Genomic DNA, 24,321 nt, shown 5'->3' on the forward strand with positions numbered 1-24,321 from the left:
ATCCTAATAATTATTAATTATTTTCATATTATCTCTTTTACTACATACGCTCAATATAACCACAATCATCTATTAAAAACTCATAATTTTCTTCAAGCAAATTATTATTAAAATCAAAGTAATAATATTTTACAAATAATTTTCCATCTTTAAAAATAAAAGAATTTTTATCATAAAAATGCCCAAAGCCATCAATTGTTAGCTCGTAATTAAATTCATAGATTTGTGAAGTTTCTAATAAATCTTTGCTAAATTTTTTTATTTCTTTTATTTCATCTATACTTTTATAATTATTGATTTTTTCTAAATGCGTTTGTAGGTATCTCACAAAAAAATTTTGAATAGCGTATTCTTGTTTTTGTAACTCATCAATAATGCAACCATATCCAAATTCATTGTAATTTACCTTATATGTTCTGCTGTCACCAAAATCATAATATGGTTTATATCCTTGCTTTAATAAAATTTCTTCAACTTTTTTTAATTCCTTTGTTACCTTAACAAAATCACTATGATCGTAAGGTTGAAAAAAATTATATATCGCCATAGAAATAATACCAATCATTAAAATTATTAATGCAAAAAGAAGTACAAACAAATAATATAATGATTTTCTTATAAACTCTATCAGCTTAGAATACATTTATCGCTCCGTTTATTTAAATTGCAATAATATATCTAAAAATAATTATTAAAATTATTTAATCAAATTCCTATTTCAAATTCTAAGGATTTTGCAAGGAATTTGAATTAGGAATTTGCTTTGTAATGAATCTCTTCAATTCTTTTATTTTTATAAATTAAAGTTATGAAAATTGTCTTGCCAAACACTATATTTTTATAACAAATATTAGCGTTTTTATAACATCTTAGCATTTTAAATTCTTTAAAATATTCATAAACTTCATAAGGGCTTTTATTCTTTATGTTTTCATTAAGGGCTTTAATTAAATTGATATCATCTACTAAAAAATAATCATTAAAATTAATCTTTTTAGCTTTTATAATCTGCATTACAAGTTCATTTGGCTGTTTTAAAAAATAATCATAACATTTATAAGCACAAAATACCAATAATAAAGCCAAAGCAAATGCTTGATTTTTAACTACATTCTTACTAAAAAGCTTATAAATTATGAAAAACAAAATCGCATAAATAAGATCTAAAATAAAATCATTTTTTACATAAAGATTAAACAAGGCATTAGCTAAAGCAATAAACATTACATAAAATGATAAATGCTTTAAAACACTATAAAACCTATCTTTTAAATATATTTCAAAGCTTTTTGACCTTTTAGAAATTATGCAGTAAAGCATAAAACATAAGCTTGAAATTATAAAATAAATTATGAAATCTAAGTGATTATTAAAGCTTAGTGGATTTACATAAACTAAATAAAACAAAACTAAAGCTACAAAAAAACAAAGCCAAGCTAGATAAAAAAGCATATTTTTAATTAAGAAAATAAAATCATTTTTAAAAGCCATTTCATTCCTTTATACCTTACCCCAAAAGCCTAATTCCTATTTCAAATTCTTTTATATTTTTTGTAGTTTTTTTATCTCATCTCTATAAAATGCCGCTTGTTCAAAATCAAGTTCTTTTGCTGCAAGGTGCATTTTTTCTCTTAATTCTTTTACTAATTTTGCTCGCTCATTTGCTGGCATTTTTTCTATTTTGCTCTTTTTAAGAGTTTCGTCAGTTTGTTTTAATGTATGCTCTAATTTTCGCTCAACACTTCTTGGAATAATTCCATGTTCTTTATTATAAGCTTGTTGAAGACTTCTTCGCTCACTCGTAATATCTATTGCTTCTTGCATTGATTTTGTGATTTTTTTAGCATATAAAATCACTCTACCATTGACATTTCTTGCTGCTCTTCCCATTGTTTGAATTAAACTCGTAGTTGAGCGCAAAAAGCCTTCCTTATCAGCATCTAAAATAGCTATAAGGCTAACTTCAGGTAAATCAAGTCCTTCACGAAGCAAGTTAATTCCTATTAAAACATCGAAATCGCCATTTCTAAGACCAATTATTAATTCATTTCGCTCAATCGCATCTATATCTGAGTGCATATATTTGCACTTTATTCCTAATTCTGTGTAGTATCTTTGCAGCTCTTCTGCCATTTTTTTAGTTAGTGTTGTAATTAACACACGCTCATTTCTTGCGATTACCTTTTTAATCTCATCATATAAATGCTCTATTTGGTTTTCACTATCAACTATACTAATTTCAGGATCAAGCAGTCCCGTTGGACGCATAATCTGCTGATATACACACTCACCACTAAGTTCTAGCTCTAATTCAGCCGGAGTTGCACTAACAAATAAGAAAAAGCAATCTTTATTAATAAATTCATCAAATTGCAGTGGGCGATTATCCAAAGCACTTGGCAAACGAAAGCCATAATCAACCAAAACTTCCTTTCTAGCCCTATCTCCCGCATACATTCCCCTAAATTGTGGCAAACTAACATGACTTTCATCTATAATTACTAAAAACGGCTTTTGTTTAATCTTAAAATAATCAAATAAAGTATAAGGAGTCTCCCCTGCATTAAGCCCACTTAAATGCCTTGAATAGTTTTCTATTCCTTTAGTCATTCCGGTAGTTTCTAGCATTTCTAAATCAAATTCCACTCTTTGCTCAAGGCGTTGAGCTTCTAATAATTTGCCTTGCTTTTTAAAATATTCAAGCCTTTCATCAAGCTCGTTTTTTATATCTATACAAGCTTTTTCAAGCGTAGGTTTTGCTACGATGAATTGATTTGCAGCATAAAGAGTAAATTTATCTAAATCTTTGATTTTTTTATTATCAAATGTATTAAAAGTATAGATTTTTTCTAATTCATCATCAAAAAACTCAAGTCTTATAGCATCATCTTCATAATAAGCTGGATAAATATCTATTATTTCTCCATTTACACGGAAATTTCCCCTATCAAAAAACGCATCATTTCTATTATATCCCATAGCTACTAGATGAAGTAATAATTCTTTTTGTTTATAGCATTTGCCTACTTCAAAAAACTCTACCATTCCTATATATTCAGCAGGATTTCCTAAACCATAATTAGCACTTACACTTGCAATGCAAACACAATCATCATAAGCTAAAAGCGAAGCGGTTGAACTTAGGCGAAGTCTTTCTAAATCACTATTAACTGCACTATCTTTTTCTATAAATGTATCGGTTCTTGGAATATAAGCTTCAGGCTGATAATAATCATAATAACTTATGAAATACTCCACATGATTTTTAGCAAAAAAGCCTTTAAATTCGCTATATAATTGAGCGCAAAGTGATTTATTATGGCTCATTATTAGTGTTGGCATTTTAAGTTCATTTATAACATTTGCCATAGTAAAGGTTTTACCTGAACCTGTAACACCTAAAAGAGTTTGATATTTATTACCATTCTTTATACCTTTTACAATTTTTTCTATTGCTTGTTTTTGATCTGGTGATGGTGTGTAATTACTTGTTAGTTCTAACATTTTTATCCTAAAAACATTTTTTTTCTTATTATATTAACTATAAATAATTAAAATCATAGCTTTAAAATTTTACTAAGGATAAACAAAATGAGCGATAACATAACAAACACTTTAAGCCAAAAAATAGTTGAATTAATGGAAAAATATAAATACCTTGTTAGTGAAAATGAAAGACTTATGAATGAACTAACACAAGCAAAAGCAAAATGTGAAGCACAAGCTTATGAAATAAGCAAATTAGAAGAAGAATTATTAAATAAGAATTTAATAGAAGAAGAAACATTAAGATCAATCGAGCAACTACTTGGAAACAACTAAGTTTACGATAACCCTAGGAGCTAGGGGTTATAATTTCAATGTTCCGACTAAGGATTTTTTAGCTTATTTAAATGATGATATTAAGAAAATTAATCCTAGTAATGGCAATATTGAAATTCCACAATTTATTAATTTATACCTTAAGAAGTGTTACTCACACTTTCAATTAATGCAAGAATTTGAAAAAGCAAAAGAAGAAAACGAAAGATTAAAATCAGAATTACAAAACTTAAGAAATGAATTGGTAGATATTCTAAATATTCTTAATCATAAAGGAAAAGCAGATGAAGAAAGCCTTTAGTATGATAGAAATGATTTTTGCAATTGCTGTTATAGGAATATTATCAGCGATTGCGATACCTAAAATGATGGCAAACAGAGAAACAGCTCATATTGTTAAATTAAAAGAACAAGTTGAAGCTATTAGAAAAGGTATTGAAACCTACGCAGGAAATCAATATCTTGAAAAAGGATTTAAAGAATATCCAAAGAATACTTTATGTGCATATAAAAATCCAGCATTTTATAACAATATGACTTGTAAAGGAGCTAAAGTTTTTGCGGATAAAGTAGCTACCGGAATACACAGAAGAGCTGCTAATTCTATTGGTTGGGATAATTTTGATGAAGATTTAATTTTTGTAACAAATTCAAAAAATAAAAGAGCTGTTTTCTTTAATTATGATGAAAATTTAGGAACTTTTAAATGCGATACAAGTAAAGCTAGGGGTGGCTGGGCAGCAGAAAATTGTTCTATTATAGGAGAGTAATATGAAAAAAGCTATGAGTATGATAGAAATTATTTTCGTAATTGTAATTATAGGAACTTTAGCAGGAGTTGCAATACCGAAATTATTCGCTGGTCGTGATGATGCTTATGCTTTAAGACTAAAAGAACAACACGCTTTAATCATCACTAATTTAGAGCAATATTCTCAAAGTATGCTTTATGAAACAGGTTCAAAAAAATTCCCTAAAAATATATATTTTGGAAATAAAACTGGGGTAGTTACGGATAGTGAAAATTTGGTGTTTAACAAATTAGCAGAATGCAATTCTTCTAAATCAAATGCACCTTGTTGGACTTCAGTAAATAATGGCACAGGAGAAAATACTATAACATTTTATTTTAATAACAAAAAGAGCATAAGTTTTGCATATTCACAAACTAATAAAAGTTTAATTTGTAATAATATTAGTGAGTGTAATAAATTAAAAATAGGAAAATAAAGTGAAAAAAGCTTTTACTATGATTGAATTAATATTTGCCATTGTAATAATAGGAATATTATCAGCTGTTGCATTGCCTAAATTTTTTGATTTAAGATTTAAAACAGAATTAGCAAGTTTAAAAACAGGAATAGATACAATTAATTCTAAAGCTAACAACCAACTGCTTAAAAATATAATAAAAGGTCAAAATGAAAGTTATCAAGATTTTGAAACAGCTACGGCAGATACTAGTAAAATTTTTACAAATTTATTTAAAGATGGTTTAGATAGAGGGGATGAAGATAAGGGTTGGTTTTTTCTTGGCTTAAAAGAAAAAGCTAAAGACACATTCATACCTTGGGACGCTACTTATGATCCTGAATTAGATTATGGAAAGTATTTAGCGGGAGTTAGCGATAGAACCCAAGATGGAATTTATTTAATCTACAAATATTCAATTAATAGTAATATTTATTTTAATTTAATTTACAAAAGCTTAACTGGCAAATTCGAATGTGCAAAAGCAACTTGCAATGGTTGCAATAGAAGTAGAATTGATTCAATTAACAATCTAATACCTTGCTTTGAACCCGCAACAATATAATGTATTTTTATAAAGTAGCTATCCTAGGTCATAATTTAGAAGAATTAACCTACGAAAGCTCTTTAGAAATAAAATTATTCACTAAAGTTGAAGTTGAACTTAGTAAAAAAATAGTTCAAGCCGTTATAATTTCTAAATGTGAAAAACCTGAATTTAAAACAAAAGAAATTATTAAAATATACGATGATAGTCTAAGCCCTACTCAAATTGAATTAGCTAATTTTATGAGTAGATACTATGCTGCTAATATTTCATTATGTCTTGATAGCTTTGTTTTTAGTAAAAATTTAGAAAAAAATACAACTAAAATTTGTAGCGAAATTAACATAGAGCTAAATGAAAAACAAGAACAATGCTTAAAGAGTATTCAAGAAAATAAAATGAATTTAATTTTTGGAGATACAGGCAGTGGCAAAACCGAAATATACGCAAAATTAATAGATGAATGCATAAAAAGTGGCAAACAAGCTTTGTTTTTAATGCCTGAAATTAGCCTAACTCCACAAATGCAAAAAAGAATGAAAGTATATTTTAAAGATTCATTCATAACTTGGCATAGCAAAATAACTAAGGCAAAAAAACAAAAAGATTTAATAGAATTTGAATTAGGAAATAAGCCTTTAGTAATCGGAGCAAGATCAGCACTTTTTTTACCTTTTACTAATCTAGGCTTAATCATAGTAGATGAAGAACACGATAATTCATATAAATCTTCAAAATATCCTTGTTATAACGCTAGAGATTTAGCCATTTATCTTGCTAGTATTTCAAATGCTAAAATAGTCTTAGGTTCTGCAACACCAAGTCTTCAAAGTTTTTTTAATACTAATATTAATAAGTTTAGACTGAAAGGAACTTATTTTAAAAGCGAAAAAGAAATTCTTTTTGATAGCGATAATGAAATAATAAGTCCATATTTACTAGATTTATTAGAAGAAAATTTAGAGAAAAAAGAACAAAGTATGATTTTCTTACCAGTTCGTGGAAATTATAGGCAAGTAGTTTGCAAAGACTGCAATACAAGAAAAATTTGCCCTAATTGTTCTGTTCCAATGAGCTTACACAATAAAACTTATAAGTGCCATTATTGTGGTAAAAAAGAATATTTAAAAAACACTTGTGAAAATTGTGGAAGCACAATGCTTGAGAGTAAAATAATAGGCACAGCACAATTATGCGAAAATCTTAAAATCGCCCTACCTAGTGCAAGAATAGCTAAATTAGATAGCGATGAGCTAAGCTCAAACACAAAATTAAAAGAAATCTTAGAAGAATTTGAATTAGGAAATATAGATATTTTAGTAGGAACTCAACTTATCTCAAAAGGACATGATTATAAAAATGTTACATTTTGTGCGATTTTAGGTCTTGATGAGTATTTATTCTATCCTGATTTTAAAGCTCGTGAAAATACACTTGCACTTGCTATTCAAGTAGCAGGTCGTGCAGGAAGAAGCAAAAAAGCAAAAGTTTTAATCAATACTCAAAATAAAGATTTTTTTGAAAAATATCTAACAAATTATGATGAGTTCTTAGAAGATGAAAAATTATATAGAAACAATTATCCACCATTTAAAAGATTATTAAGGCTAATAATATCATCAACAAATGAAATGGAAGCTTCTAATTTGTGTGATGAACTAGCAAATCATCTAAAAAATAGTAAAGAAAATTACGATGATTACGAAATTATTGGCTATGGAAAATGCGCCATTGAAAAGATTGATAAAAAATACAGATATTATGTATTGATTAGATCAAGTAAGAAAATTTTGTTAAGTAAATTAGCAAGCCATTATAAAAAGTTACAAAAAGTAACAATAGATATTGACCCCATTCATTTTTCGTAAAAATATACTAATTCATTATTTAAATAACCTACAATTTTTAAAAATTTTAAAGGAGTTAACATGGCATTTTTAGATGAATATCAAAAATTAGTTGATGAGCGTGCGGCTTTAAATGTCCCTGCGCTAGCGTTAAATGTAGAGCAAACTAAGAAATTATGTGAGTTGTTAGAAAACAACGATAGTAATAGCGAAAAATTAAAAGATTTATTAGCTAATCGTGTTGGTGTTGGTGTTGATGATTCGGCATTAATTAAGTGTGATTTTTTAGAAAAAATCTTATTTGATAAAAGCAAATGCACCTGTATATCAAAAGCTGAAGCAATTTCAATGCTAAGCACAATGCTAGGTGGATACAATGTAAGAGTATTATTAAAAGCATTAGAAAATAATGAAATCGCTGAGCTTGCTGCAAATGCTTTAGAAGATATTATTTTCGTTCATGATGGTTTTGATAAAGTTGTAGAATTACACAAAAATGGCAATAAATACGCTACAAAAGTTCTTACAAGCTGGGCAAATGCTGAATGGTTTATCAAAAGAGCTGAAGTTGCAAAGCAAATTGAATGCGTTTGCTTTAAGGTAAATGGCGAAACAAATACCGATGATTTAAGTCCTGCTAGTGAAGCATTTACAAGAAGCGATATTCCATTGCACGCTCAAGCAATGCTTGTAAGAAGACAAGAAGGAAGTATTGAAAAAATCGCAGAACTTAAAAAAGCAGGAGTTGAAGTTGCTTATGTAGGTGATGTTGTAGGAACTGGCTCAAGCCGTAAATCAGCAATAAATTCAGTTCAATGGCACTTAGGTAAAGATATAAAAGGAGTTCCAAATAAACGCACAGGTGGTGTTATTTTAGGTCAAACTATTGCTCCAATTTTCTTTAATACTGCCCAAGATAGTGGAGCCTTACCTATTGTTTGTGATGTAACAAGCCTTGAAATGGGTGATAAATTTATAATAGATATTGAAAAAGGCGAAATAAGAAAAGAAGGAAAGGTAATTTCTACTTTTGAACTTACACCTAATACGCTTTTAGATGAAGTTCGTGCAGGTGGTAGAATCCCGCTAATTGTAGGTCGTGGATTATGCGCTAAAGCTAGAGAGGTTCTAGGAATGCCAAAAGAAGAAATATTTAAAAAACCAGCTCAACCTGAAGTTAAAGTTAAAGGCTATACCTTAGCTCAAAAAATGTTAGGTCGTGCTTGCGGCTTAGAAGGAGTTGTTCCTGGAATGTATATTGAGCCAAAAACAACTACCGTTGGCTCACAAGATACAACAGGACCAATGACAAGAGATGAGATAAAAGAACTTGCAAGCTTAGGATTTAATGCTGATTTTGTTATGCAAAGCTTCTGCCATACTGCAGCTTATCCAAAATCAAGCGATGTAAATACTCATCAAACTCTACCTGGTTTTATGAGTTCAAGAGGTGGGGTATCGCTTAAGCCTGGCGATGGTGTTATTCATAGCTGGTTAAATCGCTTTGCTATGCCTGATGAGGTTGGAACTGGTGCTGATTCACACACAAGATTTCCAATAGGAATAAGCTTTCCAGCTGGAAGTGGTCTAGTAGCGTTTGCTGCTGTTACAGGGGCTATGCCACTTAACGTACCTGAGAGCATTTTAGTTCGCTTTAAAGGTGAATTACAACCTGGAATTACTCTTAGAGATTTAGTAAATCTAATCCCTTATGTAGCAATTAAAGAAGGTTATTTAACAGTTGAGAAGAAAGGCAAAAAGAATATTTTTGCAGGTAAAATCTTAGAAATTGAAGGACTTGAAAATCTAAAAGTAGAACAAGCATTTGAATTAAGCGATGCAAGTGCTGAAAGAAGTGCGGCAGCTTGTTGTGTTAATCTTAGTAAAGAAAGCATTGCTGAATACTTAAAATCAAATATAAGCTTAATTGATGCAATGGTTGAAGCAGGTTATAATGATAAAAACACGCTTTTAAGAAGAAAGGCAAGAATGCAAGAATGGCTTAACAACCCTACTTTATTAAGAGCTGATAAAGATGCAGAGTATGAGCATATCTTTGAAATAGACTTAAATCAAGTAAAAGAGCCTATTTTAGCATGCCCTAATGATCCTGATGATGTTGCAACTTTAAGCGAAGTTTTAGCTGATAACAATCGCCCTAAGAATATTGATGAGATATTTATAGGTTCTTGTATGACAAATATAGGACATTATAGAGCTTTAGGTGAGATTATAAAAGGTAAAGGTATGCTTAAAACTCGCCTTTGGATAGCACCTCCAACAAAAATGGATAAAGCTCAACTAACAAATGAAGGATATTACTCAATCTATGGTGCTGCAGGAGCAAGAATTGAAGTTCCTGGTTGTAGCTTATGTATGGGTAATCAAGCTCGTGTAAATGATGGAGCTATTGTATTTAGTACAAGCACAAGAAACTTTGATAATAGAATGGGAATAGGAGCTAAAGTTTATTTAGGAAGTGCTGAGCTTGGCGCTGTTTGTGCTATCTTAGGACGCTTACCAAATCCAAGCGAATATCTTGAGCTTGTAAATGATAAATTAAACGATAGCAAAAAAGCAAATATCTACAAATACCTAAACTTTAATGAAATTGAAAACTTTAAAGTAGATTAATACTCTAGGGCTTAATGCCCTAGAATAATTATTAATAAACTTTTATAATAATTAAGCCAAATCAATAAAACAAACAAAAAAGACAAATATAATCTCATTTAAAAATTACGAAAGGAAAAATATGGAAAGTTTATATCCATTTGCACTTATTATTCATGTTTTTTGTGCGATTATTTTTGTTGGTTATTTGTTTTTTGATGTTGTTATTTTTAGTAAAGCTAAAAAGAATTTAAAACAGGAATTAAGAACTGAAGTTCAGGAAGTAATTACTAAAAAAGCTATTAAAATCATGCCTATTTGTGTGCTATTATTGCTACTTACAGGCGGAATGATGATGAGTAAATGGGTTGGTAGTCAAATCGGATATTTTGATACTACCTTTCAACAAATTTTTATGCTAAAAGTTTTCTTTGCTTGTTTGATTTTTATCATGGTTGCACTTAGTTTAAGTTATAAATTTATTCTTAAAAAACCAAATCCTTTAAATAAAATCATTCATCCATTAGCTTTAATTTTAGCGATATTAATTGTGCTTTGTGCAAAGCTTATGTTTTATGTATAAATTTCTTATATCTTTAATAATCTTAGATGCAATTTTATGCTTAATATTTGCTAGTTTGAGTGCGTTTTTTAGCATTCAACTAGCATTTTTTGCAAATACTTTAATACCATTAATTAGCTATATAAAACTAAAAAAATCTTTACCAAAGTTTCAAATAGCTTGTATGCCAAGATTTTTTTTATATAATCCTTTAGAAATTGAACTACCAAAAAAAGGCATAAAAGAAAGCTTAAAACATTTAAAACATTTTAATGTATTTATAAATTTATATAAAATTTTTGCATATATTATTTTTATAATTCTAACTGGAATTTTAATTAAGAATAATCTTTTTCATGTTAGTGCATTTTTTGTAAGCTCAATATTAATATTATTAAGCATTACGATACTAAAGGCTAAAAATGGTTAAAACTATAAATTCTTTAAAAGCTTTATTATTTGCTTCACTTTTATTATTTGTAGGCAACTCGTTTTTACTTAGCACTAATCCTATATTATTAAAAGAATTAGGTTATAACGATTTTTACATAGGCTTAATTAGTTCTTGCATATATTTAGGAGCATTAATTAGCACTTTTGCATCTCATACTTTAATTCAAAAAGTAGGACATATTAGAAGTTTTGGTTTTTTTACTTCATTATTTGCAATTGCAACCATACTGCATATAGTGATTAAAGATATATATTTATGGGCAATCTTAAGATTTATCATAGGATTTTCATACTATACATTATTAATCATCATTGAATCATGGATAAATCAAAAATCAAAAAACGAAATCCGTTCAAGAATGCTATCAATTTATGAAATAGTATTTTATTCAGGCTTTGCCATAGGTGTATTATTAATGTATTTAAAGCCTAGTTATAATAATGTTTTTATAATTGCGGTTTTGGTTATTTTATTATGTTCTTTGCCACTTAATTTATTAAAAATAAAGCAACCTAAACTAAAAGAAAGGAAAAAAATCAGCGTTCCAAATATTTTCAATGTATCAAAATTAGCTTTTATAGCTGCTTTTGTTGGTGGATTTTTGATGAATGGGTTCTTTTCTATGTCGCAAACATATTTTCTAGCACTAAATTATAATATTCAAGATATTTCATTGCTTATTTTTACTGCTATGCTTGGTGGATTTATAGCTCAGTTATTTATGGGAAGATTATCTGATGTTTATGGAAGAAAAATTGCTATTTTATTTTGTGTAAGCCTTGCTTTTGTTTCTAGTGTTGGTTTATATTTTTTAGCTAGTAATAAAATAGCTATTTTTATTTTTTGCTTTTTTCTTGGAATGGGGCTTTTTTGCATTTACGCATTAGCACTTGCAAGAGCAAGCGATAGGGCAAAAGAAAGCTCACAAATACTTGAAATAGGAAGAACGCTAATGTTTGCTTATGTATCAAGCTCTGTTGTATCTCCTATAATTTTAGGATATGCGATTAATACTTTTGGTGCAAATGCTTATATTTTAGTTTATATTATCTTATTATTTGGCTTAGGTGTTTTTACACTAACTCAGCCAAAAATAGATGCAGCAAATAGAATTGAATACGAACAAAAACCTAGCCAGTTCGTTCATTTAGGCAACGATGAATAATATTAACACTACTTTAAATTCTTTAGTAAATAGCGATTTAGGACTAAAGCAACAAGGTGCAAACCTAAAACCAAATAATACTAAAGATATAAAAGAACCCATAAAAGAAGGAAGTTCTTTAATAAACGAAGCCATAAGCGAAGATGAAACTCTTGAGCTTGGCATTAAAAAAATTGTAAATAAATTACTAGATAGCATAAAAGCTAGTAAAGATTTAAATCAATTAGGTGAAAATGCAAAAAACATTAATATTTCTAAAAATATAGCCGAAGATTTAAAGGAATTAAAATCAATACTTAGCAAGGATAAAGATTTAGAAGTTTTTGTAAAAAAGCTTGATAATTTATTAAATACCAAAATGCAAGATTCAAAAGCATTATTTCAAGCCTTGAATAATTCTGGTATTTTTTTAGAAAGTAAATTAAGGGCTAATCTAAACGAACAAGTATTGCCACAAAGCTTCTTTAGGCTAATTTCTTTTATGAAAAATATTAAAACAAGTGAGTTAAAAAGTGAGATTTTTAAGCTTGGACAAGAGAAAATGGATGCTAAAGAATCACTTTTAAAACTTGAAAATTTTATAAATGAAAAACTAGAAAATAAAGGCACAAATACTAATAATTCTATTATAAAAACATTTGAATTATTAAAAAACGCAAGAGCGTATTTGCAAAAAAACAATGAACCATTAAAGCTAATAGAAGTAGCGAATAAGCTAGAGAGCAAAATCAATAACGAAATAAAAAATCTAATAAACATAGAAGTTAAAAATGATAAATTAAAAACAATATTGCCAAAACTAGCAAGCCTAAAATCAAGTTTGCAAGATATTAAAAACATAGCGAAAGAATTAGTAAATAACCCAGCAAATATGCATAATAATTATAAAAAGCCAAATGGGGAAAACAATATCTTAAATAAGCTTGAAAATATCAAAGAAATTCTTAAAAATAATCACGAAATCTTTAATAAATTAAGCGATATTAATAAAAACCTAAATGAAAAAGTAGAAATAAAACAAGAAAATACCTTAAATAAAACTCAAGAAAATAAAACAAATACAATCACAAAAGAAGATATTAAAGAGCAAATCAAGCTACCACAAAATAAAGAAGAGATAAAAACAAGTGAAAAGCCTATTGTAAAAACAAATGATGAGATTAAAAATGATTTAAAAGCATTGCAAGAAATCACAAAATCTCAAGATATTAAAGAAGAATTAAAGCTAATTTCAAATCCAGAAATCAAGCAAGTAATAAATCAAAATCAAATTATAAGCAATGTATTAAATGCAGAAAACCTAAGCCTACAAAACAAAATTGAAAACCTTACAAGATTACTTAGTGCAAACCTAAAAAACGAAGAAAGTTTTAAAAATTATGTAAGCACAAACGAGCTAAAAGGATTAAAAACTCATCTAAATCAAGCAAAAAAAGATATGGATAACATAAGCCCTAGAAATAACGAGCATATTAGCAAAGCCGTATCAAATGATGCAAAAGCGATTTTGCTTCAAACTAGCAAAATGGCTTTAGCAAAGGATAATAAAGTAGCTTATGAAATGAGTCAAAAACTATTAAATCAAATTGAATTAAACCAAATAATCTCAGTAGCAAATAACGAAGTTAATACTTATTTGCCCTACTCTATTGATGATTTAGATGAATCAAATATAAGTTTTAGAAGTGATAGTGAAGATAGATTTTACGCTCAAATTAAATTAAAATTTAAAAAATTAGGCTCTTTAAATATAATGCTTGGGCTAAATAAAGATAAATATTTAGATATAAATATGATGATAGAAAATGATGTTTTTAGGCAAACTTTGATAAATCATGCAAAAATGTTTAAAAAGGACTTAAGAAAAGCGGATTTGATAGTTTCTAATTTCTTCATTAGCAAACTTAGAGAAAATAAATATGAAGAAGAATATAAAATAAATATAGGATTTGATAAAAAAATATGAATAAAATTAAAAAAGCTCTAGCCTTAGGCTATAACAAAGAAAAAAACAACGCCCCAAAAGTAATGGCAACAGGTAGTGGTGAAATAGCCGAACGCATTATAAAACTAGCAAATGAAAATGGAATACCAATTAAAGAAGATGAAGAATTATGCGAAGTTTTAAGTAAGCTTGAATTAGGAGAAGAAATCCCACCTGCTATGTATAAAGCAGTAGCCGAAATTTTTTCATTTATTTATAGAATGTCAAAAAAAATGGAAGAAAATTAAAAGAATTTGAAATAGGAATTTGAATTTTAAATAGCTTTCATAAGCTTAGCTTTTAGTGTATTTATAAACCAAATGCGAATGAAAGAAAAAGGGCTTGATTTTAACATCAAGCTTTGTTATATCAATATTAAAATTATTTAAAAAATATTCATACAAAAGCGAATAATTAGATTTGTCCGTATAAATACAAATAATATTCTCATCATCTTCTATTAATAAAGTATCATAAAATCTTTGATAATTTAAAGTAAAAATTTTATAAATATTTTTAAAAAACACTAAAAGTATAAAATTACAAACACTCATAAAAATATAAAATATACTTAAAAAATTATTTAATTTATATAATTGTTGTTTGCTTTGAATATTAAGGCAGGTTTTATAGATTTTAACATTTTTTAAATATATTGTTTTTTCTTCTTCATTAAGCTCATCTCTTTGCCTACAACTATGATTAACAAAATGTATAAAATCCTTATGAAAATATATAATATTAGGTTTTTTAAACTTACAATGCAAATATCGCTCATCAAAATATGCAGCAATAATAAATAAATTAATACTAGAAACCAAAAATTACCAATATACATAAAAACACAAAAGCAAATAAACAAAGCACTACAATGAACCAAGCTAGTAATATAAGCATTTTTATCTTTTAAATAAAATAAAGGCGTAAAATTACTAGAAGTTAAATATTCGCTCAAATTTTCTCCTTATTAAACTTTTCTTCTATAAGCTGTAATTGCGAAAAATCACCCCTTATATTATTATCTATTAGATTTGTAATTACTGCTTTATATGTTTTATTCTTAGCTTAAAGTAAAATCCAAGATATCTTACCACTATAAAAACTTTTTTATATTAACCCAAATTCCTATTTCAAATTCTCATAATTTTTTTAAGGAATTTGAAATAGGAATTAGAAGTTTTATAATTACTTTGTTATAAGATTTATTTTGTTTATATAATTCTAATATTTATAAAACCACCATTTAAATCTAATCTAAAATTTGCCATGCTTTCTCCTTTCTATATACATGAAATTAAAAATTACCGCAATTGTCAAACACTATTCCGTAAGTAAAATCATCTTTATAGTTTTTAAACTTTTTCATTAATTTATCTAAATTTTTTTCTTGTTCTTGTAGTGTATATAAATGTATTTTTTTATAAAATATTGCGTTTTCTTTAAAATAAAAACTATCATCTAAATATACATAATATTGTTTTATTGAATTATTTGCCAAAATAACAGGTTTAATAAACCCTGCTTTGTTGTTTTTAGCGTCTATCGTTAGGTATTTAGAATAATCAACTTCTTGAAGTTCATCTAAAGAAAAATATTCTTTTTCTAAGGCTCGTTGCTTTAAAAACTCTTTATAATTATCTAAATTAAAATCTTTATGAATGTAATAATTTATTTTATCTTCATTATCTTCATTAAGAGAAAAAGATGAGCGTTTATAGGTTTCATCCCATCTTTTTGTTTTTAAAAAATTTATCACCACTCTTTTATAAAGCTCATCTTTAGGTAATATCCTATTTTCTTCTAAGCAATAGCCTTGCTGATATTTTTTATAATCACTTAGAGTTACTATTCTTTCATGAGTTTTACTTGAGTAATCAGGTATGGTTCTAAAAAAATAATTATATAAAGCAAATATTATTATCATAGGAATTATGCTATAAGTAAAAGCAAGTTTGTTATTAAATTTCTTTCTTAATTTAAAGAAAAGTATTATAAAAAATATGATTATAAAAGCTTGAAGATAAATTAGCGGATAAAGTATAAGTCCTTTGTAAAATAAAATTATTATTTGACTTAAATTTTCACAAATAAAACCATTAGCTGCAAAAAAGAAAAAAAGAATTGAATAAATCACATTTACATCTGAGCCAATGCTAAAAATTACACCTGCAAAAACTGAGCCAATAGCAATCATTATTTCAATTATTATAAAAATCATAAAAAGTATTTTTAAGATTTCTAATGTTTTTTTCATACTATAACCTTAATTGTTTTTCATATCATAGCATTTAATAAAACAATTATCAATTTTAATATTTAAATTCCTATTTCAAATTCTAGTAATCTTCAAAGGAATTTGAAATAGGAATTAGCTTTTTTGATTAAAGCAAAAAGACTATAAAATAAGCTATCATCAATGTCTGAAATTTCTTCATTAATACCTTTATTATTTAATAATTCTAAAAATTTTTTTTAACTCATTTGGATTAAATATAGAGCAATTTATAATAGTAACAAATTTTACATAGTTATAACATAAATACAAATCTTTATTTAAAAAAACTTTTCTACAACTTACAAAATAATATTTATATAAATCAGCGTAATTCACCCTTGTCTTTCTAAAAATCCTAATAATTTCAAAATATTCATCATAGCATACAATTTTTCTTATTATAAGTGGCATAAGTTGGAAATAAAGAATTACAAGCAAAATTGGTAAAACAAAAGCAATAAATACTATAAAACCACCTATTGAAAGACATAAAATTATCGTAAAAAACATAAAAACAATAATATATTTTAATAAAAACAAAGCTTTAAATATTGTATATAATTTGTTCTTTTTGCAAGATCTAATCCTTATTTAGCTTGTTTTATTCTGCCATTTTTTACTCTTCCAACGATATGTATTTGCAAGCCCACGCAAGAACTCATCGGCTACAAAGGCACTCCAAATCCCAACCATTGCAAAGCCAAAATGTATTCCTAAAATATAAGCCAAAGGAACACTAACTCCCCACATAAAAATAATTCCCATATAAAATGGATATGCAGCATCACTACTCGCTCTAAGCGAATTTACCATAACGATATTCATAGCCCTTGAAGTCTCTAAAACAAAAGAAATAATAAAAAGTGGCTTAATAATCTTAATCAAATCATCATTTAAATCAAGTGCTTTAAAAATATAATCTTGAAATATAAACACAAAACTAGCAAAAATAAAGCTTAAAATTATTGCTATTTTTAAAATTACAAAGCTATGTTTATACGCTTTTTCGTATTCTTTTGCCCCTACTAATCTTCCTATAATTATCTCATTTGCAACACTTAAAGCCGAACTCGTTGTAAAAATAAACATTGAAATTTGAAAAAATATGCTCTGAATACTCATTGCGTCTTTTCCGAGCAAGCCAACAAAAGCAAAAATCACCATATATTGAGCCGACCAAAGTAGGTTTTCACCAGCACTAAAGCCGCCTATTGTTAAAATCTTTTTAAAAATATCTTTATTAATATTGAAAAATAACTTAAAGTATATGCGTAATTTTGCAATCTTAAAATAAATATAAACAAGCATAATAAGGCAAACAATTCTTGAAATAATACTTGAAATCCCAACGCCAAATAATCCTAAATCATATTTATACAAAAATATCGCATTAAAAATTATATTAACAGCATTCATCACAAGTGAAACTATCATAAGTTCTTTTGCTTTTGCATAGGTTCTAATTACCGATGATAATGCTATATTTACGCAATCAAGCAAGATTACATAAGCAATAGTTTGTAAATAAATCAAAGAATAGTTGAAAATCTCATCAGGAACATTGAGTAATTTAAGCATTTTAAAATCAAAGAAATGAATTATAAAAAATATAAATATTCCTAAAATCACATTAAAAGATAAGCTTATATGAGCTGATTTTATTGCTAGATTTTTGTTATTTGCTCCTAGTGCTTGAGAGATTAATACGCTAGAGCCAATTGATAAGAATGAAAAAATCGTAGTAGCTATTATAAAGATTTGATTAGCACTACTCATAGCTCCTATTAAAAATACATTGTATCTGCTAATCATAATAGTATTTATAACTACCGAGCTAAATCTTAGCAACATTTCTAAGTAGATATTTAAAGATAATTTAAAAAAATTGATTTCTTTCATGTTGTTTAGCTAAATGAAATTCTTAAAGAATTTCATTTAGGAATTATCTTCTTGATAAATAGTTTGTATCAAATTTATTATTAATAAAATCAGGATTTTCCATCATAGAAATATGAAAATCTTTTGTAGTTTTAATTCCACCTACAATTAATTCTTGTAAAGCGCATTTCATTTTATGAATTGCCATTTCTCTAGTTGGAGCCCAAACTACAAGCTTACCAATCATACTATCATAAAACGGCGGAACTGAATAATCTTGATAAATATGGCTTTCCATTCTTACATTTGCACCACCTGGAGCTGAATATCTTGTGATTTTTCCAGGACAAGGAGTAAATGTCTTAGGGTCTTCTGCTGTAATTCTGCACTCAATTGAATGACCTTTAAAGCTTATTTCTTCTTGTTTAGGTAGAGCTTTTCCTTCTGCTACATTTATCATATGGCGGATTATATCTTCACCACTACACATTTCACTTACGCAGTGCTCAACTTGAAGTCTTGTATTCATTTCAATGAAATAAAAGTTTTGATAATCATCTAATAAAAACTCAAATGTTCCAGCACCTTCATATCCTATCGCTTTTGCAGCTCTTACTGCAGTTTCAAGTAATTTCGCTCTTGTTTCAGGAGTTAAAATCTTCGCAGGACTTTCTTCTATTAGCTTTTGATGTCTTCTTTGCATAGAGCAATCACGCTCTCCTACATGAATAACATTACCAAAGCTATCTCCTATAATTTGCACTTCTATATGGCGTGGGTTTTTGATATATTTTTCTATATACATTCTTCCATCACCAAATGCACTTGTTGCTTCGCTTTCTGCTGACCAGTATGCTTTTTCTAAATCTGCAGCTTTTTCAACTACACGCATACCACGGCCGCCACCACCTGCAGCAGCTTTTAAAATAACAGGATAGCCCATTTCTTCTGCTAGTTCTTTAGCCATATTAACATCTTTTATAGCTCCATCACTACCAGGAATTACTGGAACGCCTGCTCTTTTCATAACTTGCTTAGCTTTACTTTTATCACTCATAGTATTCATAGCTTCTACGCTTGGACCAATGAATTTAATATTATGACGCTCACAAATTTCAACGAAATTTTGATTTTCACTTAAAAATCCATAACCTGGAAAAATCGCATCAGCACCACATAATTCTGCAGCGCTTATAATTGATGGAATATTTAAATAACTTTCGCTTGACTTTGGACCACCAACGCAAATACTTGCATCGCAATATTTTAAGTATAAAGCATCTTTATCAGCACTTGAATATATACAAATCGCTTCTTTTCCCATTTCTTTAATCGTTCTAATAGCTCTTAGGGCTATTTCACCACGATTTGCAATTAATATTTTTTTAATTTCTCTCATAATTACCTACTTATAGTTTTTCAACTGCAAATAATTCTGTTCCAAACTCCACAGGTTGTCCATCTTCTACTAATGCACTTACAATTTTGCAATCAAACTCAGCTTCAATTTCATTCATAATCTTCATTGCCTCAATAATGCAAATAGTATCGCCTTTTCTTACTGTTTGACCAACTTTTACGAATGGTGCTGCTCCTGGGCTTGGTGCTTGATAGAAAGTTCCTACCATTGGGCTTGTAATTGTTGGGTGTGAATTTTTAACCGGTTGAGCTTCATTTACTACATTTACATTTATTGGAGCTGGTGCTGCATGTGGCATAGCTGCAGGAATTGGAGCGCATTCAACAACAGTTCCTTGCTTTTCTAGGCTTATTTCAAAATCTCCTTCTTTGATTTTGATTTTGCCTATATTTGCTTGTGCAAACATATCTATTAATTCTTTTATTTCTTCTCTTTTCATTTTTTCTCCTGATATAAAATTCTAGCAATTCTAGTCATTTAAATATAACAAAAATAAAATATAAAATATTATTAATTTCAATTCCTAATTCAAATTCTTTGGATTTTCAAACTTATAACCCATTTTATGTATCGTTTTGATACATTTGCCATATTCTTTAAGCTTGGTTCTTAAAGTATTTATATGAATATCAATAGTTCTACTTGAATAAATCCCACCCCAAATCAATTCAAATAAGCTATCTTTACTAAAACATTGATTAGGATTTTGTATAAAAAGCAATAATAATTCATATTCTTTCAATGTTAAATTAATAACTTCATCATCAAGCTTTACTAATCTAGCATCTAAATCTACGCTTAATTTGTTTAATAATATTAAATTTTTATTTTTCTTAGAATATCTTAAAATATTTTTAATTCTTGCTAAAAATTCTAAAATTGAAAATGGCTTTGTAATATAATCACTTGCACCTAAATCAAGTCCTTTTACCTTATCTAATTCACTATCTAAAGCACTCAATAATAATATTTGAATATTTTTTGTTTTATGACTAGCCTTAAGATTTTTTAAAACACTAAAACCATCTTCATAAGGAAGCATTATATCAAGAACTAAAATATCGCATATTTCTTTTTCTAATGCTTCATATAATTTAGAAGCTTCATAAAAGCACCTTACTTCAAATTCGTTTGATTTTAAAGCATAATTAATTAATTCATTTATATTTAAATCATCTTCTAATACAAAAATCTTAACCGAATTTACCATTTATATAATCCTTAGTTCTTGTATCTTTTGCATTATTAAAAATATTATAAGTATTATCCGATTCTACTACTTCTTTATTTAAAAAAAATGAAGTAGTATCTGATATTCTTGCAGCTTGCTGCATATTATGAGTAACTATTATTATTGTATGGTTTTGTTTTAATTCTTGTATAAGCTCTTCAATCTTTGCAACGCCTATTGGATCAAGTGCTGAAGTTGGCTCATCCATTAATAATACTTTTGGATTTATAGCTAAAGCTCTTGCTATACATAATCTTTGTTGCTGACCACCACTTAAAGAGCTTGCATTTTGTTTTAATCTATCTTTTAGCTCATCAAATAAAGCAGCTTTTTTTAAAGAATTTTCTACAATTTCATCTAAATCATTTTTATTTTTAATTCCATAAGACTTTGGAGCAAAAGTTATATTTTCGTATATACTCATTAAAAATGGATTTGGTTTTTGAAATATAAGCCCTACTTCCTTTCTTAATGAATTAGTATCGTAATCTTTATAAATATCTTTATTTTCATATCTAATTTCTCCTGTGATTTTTGCATATTCAATTAAATCTACCATTTTATTTAATGTGCTTAAAAAGCTAGACTTTCCACAACCACTAGGTCCGATTAAAGCATGAACTTTATTTTTAGCAAAGCTTAAATTAATGTCTTTTAATGCTAAAAAATCTTTATAATACAAATTCATATTTGATATTTCAAAACAATTCATTTAATTCTCCTAAGTAAATAATTAATAATAAAACAAATAATAAAAATAAATATCATTAAAATAAAACTACTTGCATAAGCACTATCTAAATATAATCCTTCGCTTGCTAATACATACAAATGAACACTTAAGGTTCTGCCACTACTATTTAAACTAGCAATTTCATTTAATGTTCCAAAGGTATAAATTAATGCAGCACTTTCGCTTATTACCTTAGCAATAGATAAAATTAATCCTGAAATTATTTCTTTTTTAGCTGTAAATAAAACCAAATACACCACTCTTAATTTTGAAGCACCTAGTGCATAGGCTGCTTTTTGATATGTAATATCTACTGATTTAATAGCTTCAAGTGTATTAGATAAAATAATTGGCATACACATAATGCTTAAAGTTAGAGTTCCTGATATAAAACTAATCTTAAAACCACAAAAAATCACAAAAGCTAAATAACCAAAAAGCCCATAAACTATTGATGGAATTGCAGCTAAAGTATTTGAGCTTAGCGAAATTATCTTGTAAAATAAGCTATTTTGTTTGGTATAAAATGCTAAATATACACTACCACCTATACCAAAAATTCCTGCTAAAAATATGCTAGAAATAATTATATTTATTGTATTAATAATTGAAATTATCACGCTTTCTTCACTACTTAAATCAAACATTTTTAAATTTATATGAGATAAGCCATTTATTAATACAAAAGCAAAAATACTCACAAAAATTGCTGCTACAAAAAAACTAAAGCTATACATTAAAATTTTAAAAGTATTAATTTTTGACATTTTTATCCTTTAAAAAAGTTATAAAAACATTAATTAAAAGTATCATCATAAATAATACAAAACCACTTGCAATCAAGGCACTTTTATGTAAATTTGCAGCATATCCCATTTCTAAAACTATATTAGCACTTAAAGTTCTAAAGCCCTCTAGGATTGTGCTTGGAATTTGAACTTGATTTCCAGCAACCATAACTACTGCCATAGCCTCTCCTAAAGCTCTTGCTAATGCCAAAACTAAAGCTGTTAAGATACCGCTAAAACCTGCTCTTAACATAATAATTATTGATTTTTGTCTTGATAAACCTAAAGCTAAAGAAGCTTTAAAATAATCTTTATTTACAGCATCTAAATAACTAGAAAATAATAAAATAATAGTTGGTAAAATCATAATGCTAAGAATTATTAAAGCACTTAAAAATCCCTTACCTGATGTATTGCTAATACTTGCTATAAATGGAACAATTACAACTAGTGCAAAAAATCCATAAAGAACCGAAGGAATCATTGATAAAATAGATAGTATAAAAGTAAAAATGCTTTTAATTTTAGCTTTAGCAAAAAATACTATATAAATAGAGCAAAACCCACCTATAATACTAGCTAATAAAAGACTTAAAAAACTTATTAAAAGCGTATTAACAAGCATAGAAAAAACACCAAAAATTTCTTGATTTGGATAATAATCCTTGCTAAATAAAAATTCAAAAACTCCTATATTTTTAAAAGCATCAAAAGCGCCGATAAATAAAAATAAACAAATACTACCTAGCACTAAAAGTAGTGCTAGTGCTAAGCCTAAAAATATATTTTTACTCACTTAAATCCTTATAATTTATGATTTTGCCTTCATAAATATCTTTTATATTTTTGCTTGAAAGATTATTTAAAGGATTTGCTTTATTTACAATAATAACTATTGCATCTTTTGCTAAAACCATAGATTTAAGACCCTTTTCTAATTCGCTTTGTTTTAAATCTCTAGAAACCATCGCAATATCTGCTATATTATTAATTATTGAACTAATTCCCATTGATGAATCGCTTGTTAATACTTTTATTTTTGCATTTTTATTAATTTGCATATAAGCATTTGCTAATTTTTGCATTAAAGCAGATATTGAGCTTGAACCTTGAATTATAAGTTCTCCACTTAATTGCTTGCTCTTAAATTCTTTGCTTTCTAAAGGTATATATTTTAAATCACTTATGATTTTGTTAGCTTCATTTGATTTTAAATACTCAAAAAAATCATTAATCAAATCAGATTGCTTAATAATTGCTAAATTAAAATCTCTTGAAATTTTATAAGAATTATTTTTTATATTTTCAATATTAGGCTTTATATTATCTATATTAAGCGCTTTTAAATCTTCATTTAAAGCACCTAAAGATATATAACCTAATGCAAATTTATCATTTTTAACACTTGTTATCATTACTCCAGTTGAATTTGTTACAGCTATTTTTGGACTAATATTATCAACTTTTTTGCCCTTAATTTCTTTTGAAATATCAAAAAGTTCAACAAATGCACTTCTAGTTCCTGAACCTTCTTCTCTTGTAATCGCATTAATAGGATTTGCAAGTAAGCAACTTGCAACTAAACTTAAAAACGCTATTTTTCTCATTTTTTCTCCTTATTTTTTAATAGCGTTAAAAGTATAAATGTGAGTTGAAAAGTTATTTTCAAAAATATGTAAATTTTATGTAAATTTTATAAATTAAATTAAAAGAATTTGAAATAGGAATTACAAAGGGCTAAAAGCCCTTTA

The 24,321-nt window shown here is 27.3% G+C and carries 26 protein-coding genes; 12 read left to right on the plus strand and 14 right to left on the minus strand.

The annotated features are described in order from the left end of the window. Positions 1-40: 40 nt before the first annotated feature. From AC1B00_RS00795 to uvrB, 3 genes are all read right to left on the minus strand, one after another. Complete coding sequence (locus AC1B00_RS00795) at positions 41-643, minus strand: hypothetical protein (RefSeq protein ID WP_488847664.1); 603 nt, start codon at positions 641-643, stop codon at positions 41-43. A 107-nt stretch (positions 644-750) separates the two neighbouring features. Next, positions 751-1,491, minus strand: coding sequence for a hypothetical protein (locus AC1B00_RS00800; protein ID WP_488847665.1), 741 nt, complete (start codon positions 1,489-1,491; stop codon positions 751-753). A 51-nt stretch (positions 1,492-1,542) separates the two neighbouring features. Then, positions 1,543-3,504: an excinuclease ABC subunit UvrB gene (gene uvrB, locus AC1B00_RS00805; protein ID WP_488847666.1), complete on the minus strand. Its 1,962-nt coding sequence runs from the start codon at positions 3,502-3,504 to the stop codon at positions 1,543-1,545. An 87-nt stretch (positions 3,505-3,591) separates the two neighbouring features. Here uvrB and AC1B00_RS00810 point away from each other — a divergent pair, with 87 nt between their 5' ends. The 12 genes from AC1B00_RS00810 (at position 3,592) to AC1B00_RS00865 (ending at position 14,493) form a co-directional block, all read left to right on the plus strand. Further along, positions 3,592-3,822 carry a hypothetical protein gene (locus tag AC1B00_RS00810; protein WP_239816810.1) on the plus strand — a complete coding sequence of 77 codons (231 nt, stop codon included), beginning with the start codon at positions 3,592-3,594 and terminating at the stop codon, positions 3,820-3,822. Beyond that, entirely contained in the window at positions 3,809-4,123 is a 315-nt protein-coding gene (locus AC1B00_RS00815) for a bZIP transcription factor (RefSeq protein ID WP_336611086.1), read from the plus strand. The genes AC1B00_RS00810 and AC1B00_RS00815 overlap by 14 nt, the downstream gene beginning before the upstream one ends. After that, positions 4,107-4,592, plus strand: a complete 486-nt coding sequence (locus AC1B00_RS00820; protein ID WP_336611085.1) for a type II secretion system protein — start codon at positions 4,107-4,109, stop codon at positions 4,590-4,592. Before AC1B00_RS00815 ends, AC1B00_RS00820 begins: the two co-directional genes overlap by 17 nt. 1 nt (position 4,593) lies before the next feature. Continuing rightward, positions 4,594-5,052, plus strand: a complete 459-nt coding sequence (locus AC1B00_RS00825) for a prepilin-type N-terminal cleavage/methylation domain-containing protein (RefSeq protein WP_488847668.1) — start codon at positions 4,594-4,596, stop codon at positions 5,050-5,052. 1 nt (position 5,053) lies between these two features. Next, a complete protein-coding gene (locus AC1B00_RS00830; protein WP_488847671.1) occupies positions 5,054-5,638 on the plus strand; it encodes a type II secretion system protein in 585 nt (194 codons plus the stop codon). Then, positions 5,638-7,488, plus strand: coding sequence for a primosomal protein N' (locus tag AC1B00_RS00835; RefSeq protein ID WP_488847672.1), 1,851 nt, complete (start codon positions 5,638-5,640; stop codon positions 7,486-7,488). The genes AC1B00_RS00830 and AC1B00_RS00835 overlap by 1 nt, the downstream gene beginning before the upstream one ends. A gap of 60 nt (positions 7,489-7,548) precedes the next feature. Next, on the plus strand, positions 7,549-10,101 hold the full coding sequence (locus tag AC1B00_RS00840; RefSeq protein WP_488847674.1) for a bifunctional aconitate hydratase 2/2-methylisocitrate dehydratase: 2,553 nt from the start codon (positions 7,549-7,551) through the stop codon (positions 10,099-10,101). 121 nt (positions 10,102-10,222) lie between these two features. Next, on the plus strand, positions 10,223-10,663 hold the full coding sequence (locus tag AC1B00_RS00845; protein WP_488847675.1) for a copper resistance protein CopD: 441 nt from the start codon (positions 10,223-10,225) through the stop codon (positions 10,661-10,663). Then, entirely contained in the window at positions 10,656-11,072 is a 417-nt protein-coding gene (locus tag AC1B00_RS00850; protein ID WP_239816818.1) for a hypothetical protein, read from the plus strand. Before AC1B00_RS00845 ends, AC1B00_RS00850 begins: the two co-directional genes overlap by 8 nt. Next, the gene (locus tag AC1B00_RS00855) at positions 11,065-12,261 is read left to right on the plus strand and encodes an MFS transporter (RefSeq protein ID WP_239816819.1); all 1,197 of its coding nucleotides are present in this window, start codon (positions 11,065-11,067) and stop codon (positions 12,259-12,261) included. Before AC1B00_RS00850 ends, AC1B00_RS00855 begins: the two co-directional genes overlap by 8 nt. Beyond that, positions 12,254-14,227 carry a hypothetical protein gene (locus AC1B00_RS00860; protein ID WP_488847676.1) on the plus strand — a complete coding sequence of 658 codons (1,974 nt, stop codon included), beginning with the start codon at positions 12,254-12,256 and terminating at the stop codon, positions 14,225-14,227. The genes AC1B00_RS00855 and AC1B00_RS00860 overlap by 8 nt, the downstream gene beginning before the upstream one ends. Further along, the gene (locus tag AC1B00_RS00865; protein WP_239816821.1) at positions 14,224-14,493 is read left to right on the plus strand and encodes a FlhB-like flagellar biosynthesis protein; all 270 of its coding nucleotides are present in this window, start codon (positions 14,224-14,226) and stop codon (positions 14,491-14,493) included. The genes AC1B00_RS00860 and AC1B00_RS00865 overlap by 4 nt, the downstream gene beginning before the upstream one ends. 45 nt (positions 14,494-14,538) lie before the next feature. Here the strand turns inward: AC1B00_RS00865 and AC1B00_RS00870 are convergent, their stop codons facing one another. From AC1B00_RS00870 to AC1B00_RS00920, 11 genes are all read right to left on the minus strand, one after another. After that, positions 14,539-15,066, minus strand: coding sequence for a hypothetical protein (locus AC1B00_RS00870; RefSeq protein ID WP_488847677.1), 528 nt, complete (start codon positions 15,064-15,066; stop codon positions 14,539-14,541). A gap of 473 nt (positions 15,067-15,539) precedes the next feature. Further along, positions 15,540-16,499 carry a hypothetical protein gene (locus tag AC1B00_RS00875; RefSeq protein ID WP_488847678.1) on the minus strand — a complete coding sequence of 320 codons (960 nt, stop codon included), beginning with the start codon at positions 16,497-16,499 and terminating at the stop codon, positions 15,540-15,542. Positions 16,500-16,691: 192 nt separating this feature from the next. Next, a complete protein-coding gene (locus tag AC1B00_RS00880) occupies positions 16,692-17,030 on the minus strand; it encodes a hypothetical protein (RefSeq protein ID WP_488847679.1) in 339 nt (112 codons plus the stop codon). An 81-nt stretch (positions 17,031-17,111) separates the two neighbouring features. Next, entirely contained in the window at positions 17,112-18,419 is a 1,308-nt protein-coding gene (locus AC1B00_RS00885; RefSeq protein ID WP_488847680.1) for an MATE family efflux transporter, read from the minus strand. Positions 18,420-18,462: 43 nt separating this feature from the next. Next, positions 18,463-19,797: an acetyl-CoA carboxylase biotin carboxylase subunit gene (locus tag AC1B00_RS00890; RefSeq protein ID WP_239816825.1), complete on the minus strand. Its 1,335-nt coding sequence runs from the start codon at positions 19,795-19,797 to the stop codon at positions 18,463-18,465. A 10-nt stretch (positions 19,798-19,807) separates the two neighbouring features. Then, positions 19,808-20,257: an acetyl-CoA carboxylase biotin carboxyl carrier protein gene (gene accB, locus AC1B00_RS00895; protein ID WP_239816826.1), complete on the minus strand. Its 450-nt coding sequence runs from the start codon at positions 20,255-20,257 to the stop codon at positions 19,808-19,810. A gap of 84 nt (positions 20,258-20,341) precedes the next feature. Next, positions 20,342-21,028, minus strand: coding sequence for a response regulator transcription factor (locus AC1B00_RS00900; protein ID WP_488847681.1), 687 nt, complete (start codon positions 21,026-21,028; stop codon positions 20,342-20,344). Continuing rightward, entirely contained in the window at positions 21,012-21,761 is a 750-nt protein-coding gene (gene pstB / locus AC1B00_RS00905; protein WP_488847682.1) for a phosphate ABC transporter ATP-binding protein PstB, read from the minus strand. The genes AC1B00_RS00900 and pstB overlap by 17 nt, the downstream gene beginning before the upstream one ends. Beyond that, positions 21,758-22,549 carry a PstA family ABC transporter permease gene (locus AC1B00_RS00910; protein WP_488847683.1) on the minus strand — a complete coding sequence of 264 codons (792 nt, stop codon included), beginning with the start codon at positions 22,547-22,549 and terminating at the stop codon, positions 21,758-21,760. The genes pstB and AC1B00_RS00910 overlap by 4 nt, the downstream gene beginning before the upstream one ends. Continuing rightward, entirely contained in the window at positions 22,536-23,366 is an 831-nt protein-coding gene (gene pstC, locus AC1B00_RS00915; protein ID WP_488847684.1) for a phosphate ABC transporter permease subunit PstC, read from the minus strand. The genes AC1B00_RS00910 and pstC overlap by 14 nt, the downstream gene beginning before the upstream one ends. Beyond that, the gene (locus tag AC1B00_RS00920) at positions 23,359-24,177 is read right to left on the minus strand and encodes a substrate-binding domain-containing protein (RefSeq protein ID WP_488847685.1); all 819 of its coding nucleotides are present in this window, start codon (positions 24,175-24,177) and stop codon (positions 23,359-23,361) included. The genes pstC and AC1B00_RS00920 overlap by 8 nt, the downstream gene beginning before the upstream one ends. Between the last annotated feature and the right edge of the window lie 144 nt (positions 24,178-24,321).

The sequence above is a fragment of the Campylobacter sp. DY7 genome (genome assembly GCF_057802535.1).

Coding starts and splice junctions, on each gene's coding strand:
- AC1B00_RS00800 (WP_488847665.1), bottom strand. CDS start 1,491: ATGGCTTTTAAAAATGATTTTATTTTCTTAATTAAAAATATGCTTTTT.
- AC1B00_RS00865 (WP_239816821.1), top strand. CDS start 14,224: ATGAATAAAATTAAAAAAGCTCTAGCCTTAGGCTATAACAAAGAAAAA.
- pstB (WP_488847682.1), bottom strand. CDS start 21,761: ATGAATTGTTTTGAAATATCAAATATGAATTTGTATTATAAAGATTTT.
- AC1B00_RS00795 (WP_488847664.1), bottom strand. CDS start 643: ATGTATTCTAAGCTGATAGAGTTTATAAGAAAATCATTATATTATTTG.
- AC1B00_RS00840 (WP_488847674.1), top strand. CDS start 7,549: ATGGCATTTTTAGATGAATATCAAAAATTAGTTGATGAGCGTGCGGCT.
- AC1B00_RS00910 (WP_488847683.1), bottom strand. CDS start 22,549: ATGTCAAAAATTAATACTTTTAAAATTTTAATGTATAGCTTTAGTTTT.
- AC1B00_RS00880 (WP_488847679.1), bottom strand. CDS start 17,030: ATGTTTTTTACGATAATTTTATGTCTTTCAATAGGTGGTTTTATAGTA.
- AC1B00_RS00820 (WP_336611085.1), top strand. CDS start 4,107: ATGAAGAAAGCCTTTAGTATGATAGAAATGATTTTTGCAATTGCTGTT.
- AC1B00_RS00845 (WP_488847675.1), top strand. CDS start 10,223: ATGGAAAGTTTATATCCATTTGCACTTATTATTCATGTTTTTTGTGCG.
- AC1B00_RS00835 (WP_488847672.1), top strand. CDS start 5,638: ATGTATTTTTATAAAGTAGCTATCCTAGGTCATAATTTAGAAGAATTA.
- AC1B00_RS00875 (WP_488847678.1), bottom strand. CDS start 16,499: ATGAAAAAAACATTAGAAATCTTAAAAATACTTTTTATGATTTTTATA.
- AC1B00_RS00920 (WP_488847685.1), bottom strand. CDS start 24,177: ATGAGAAAAATAGCGTTTTTAAGTTTAGTTGCAAGTTGCTTACTTGCA.
- AC1B00_RS00885 (WP_488847680.1), bottom strand. CDS start 18,419: ATGAAAGAAATCAATTTTTTTAAATTATCTTTAAATATCTACTTAGAA.
- AC1B00_RS00850 (WP_239816818.1), top strand. CDS start 10,656: ATGTATAAATTTCTTATATCTTTAATAATCTTAGATGCAATTTTATGC.
- AC1B00_RS00900 (WP_488847681.1), bottom strand. CDS start 21,028: ATGGTAAATTCGGTTAAGATTTTTGTATTAGAAGATGATTTAAATATA.
- AC1B00_RS00825 (WP_488847668.1), top strand. CDS start 4,594: ATGAAAAAAGCTATGAGTATGATAGAAATTATTTTCGTAATTGTAATT.
- AC1B00_RS00890 (WP_239816825.1), bottom strand. CDS start 19,797: ATGAGAGAAATTAAAAAAATATTAATTGCAAATCGTGGTGAAATAGCC.
- AC1B00_RS00855 (WP_239816819.1), top strand. CDS start 11,065: ATGGTTAAAACTATAAATTCTTTAAAAGCTTTATTATTTGCTTCACTT.
- uvrB (WP_488847666.1), bottom strand. CDS start 3,504: ATGTTAGAACTAACAAGTAATTACACACCATCACCAGATCAAAAACAA.
- accB (WP_239816826.1), bottom strand. CDS start 20,257: ATGAAAAGAGAAGAAATAAAAGAATTAATAGATATGTTTGCACAAGCA.
- AC1B00_RS00860 (WP_488847676.1), top strand. CDS start 12,254: ATGAATAATATTAACACTACTTTAAATTCTTTAGTAAATAGCGATTTA.
- AC1B00_RS00810 (WP_239816810.1), top strand. CDS start 3,592: ATGAGCGATAACATAACAAACACTTTAAGCCAAAAAATAGTTGAATTA.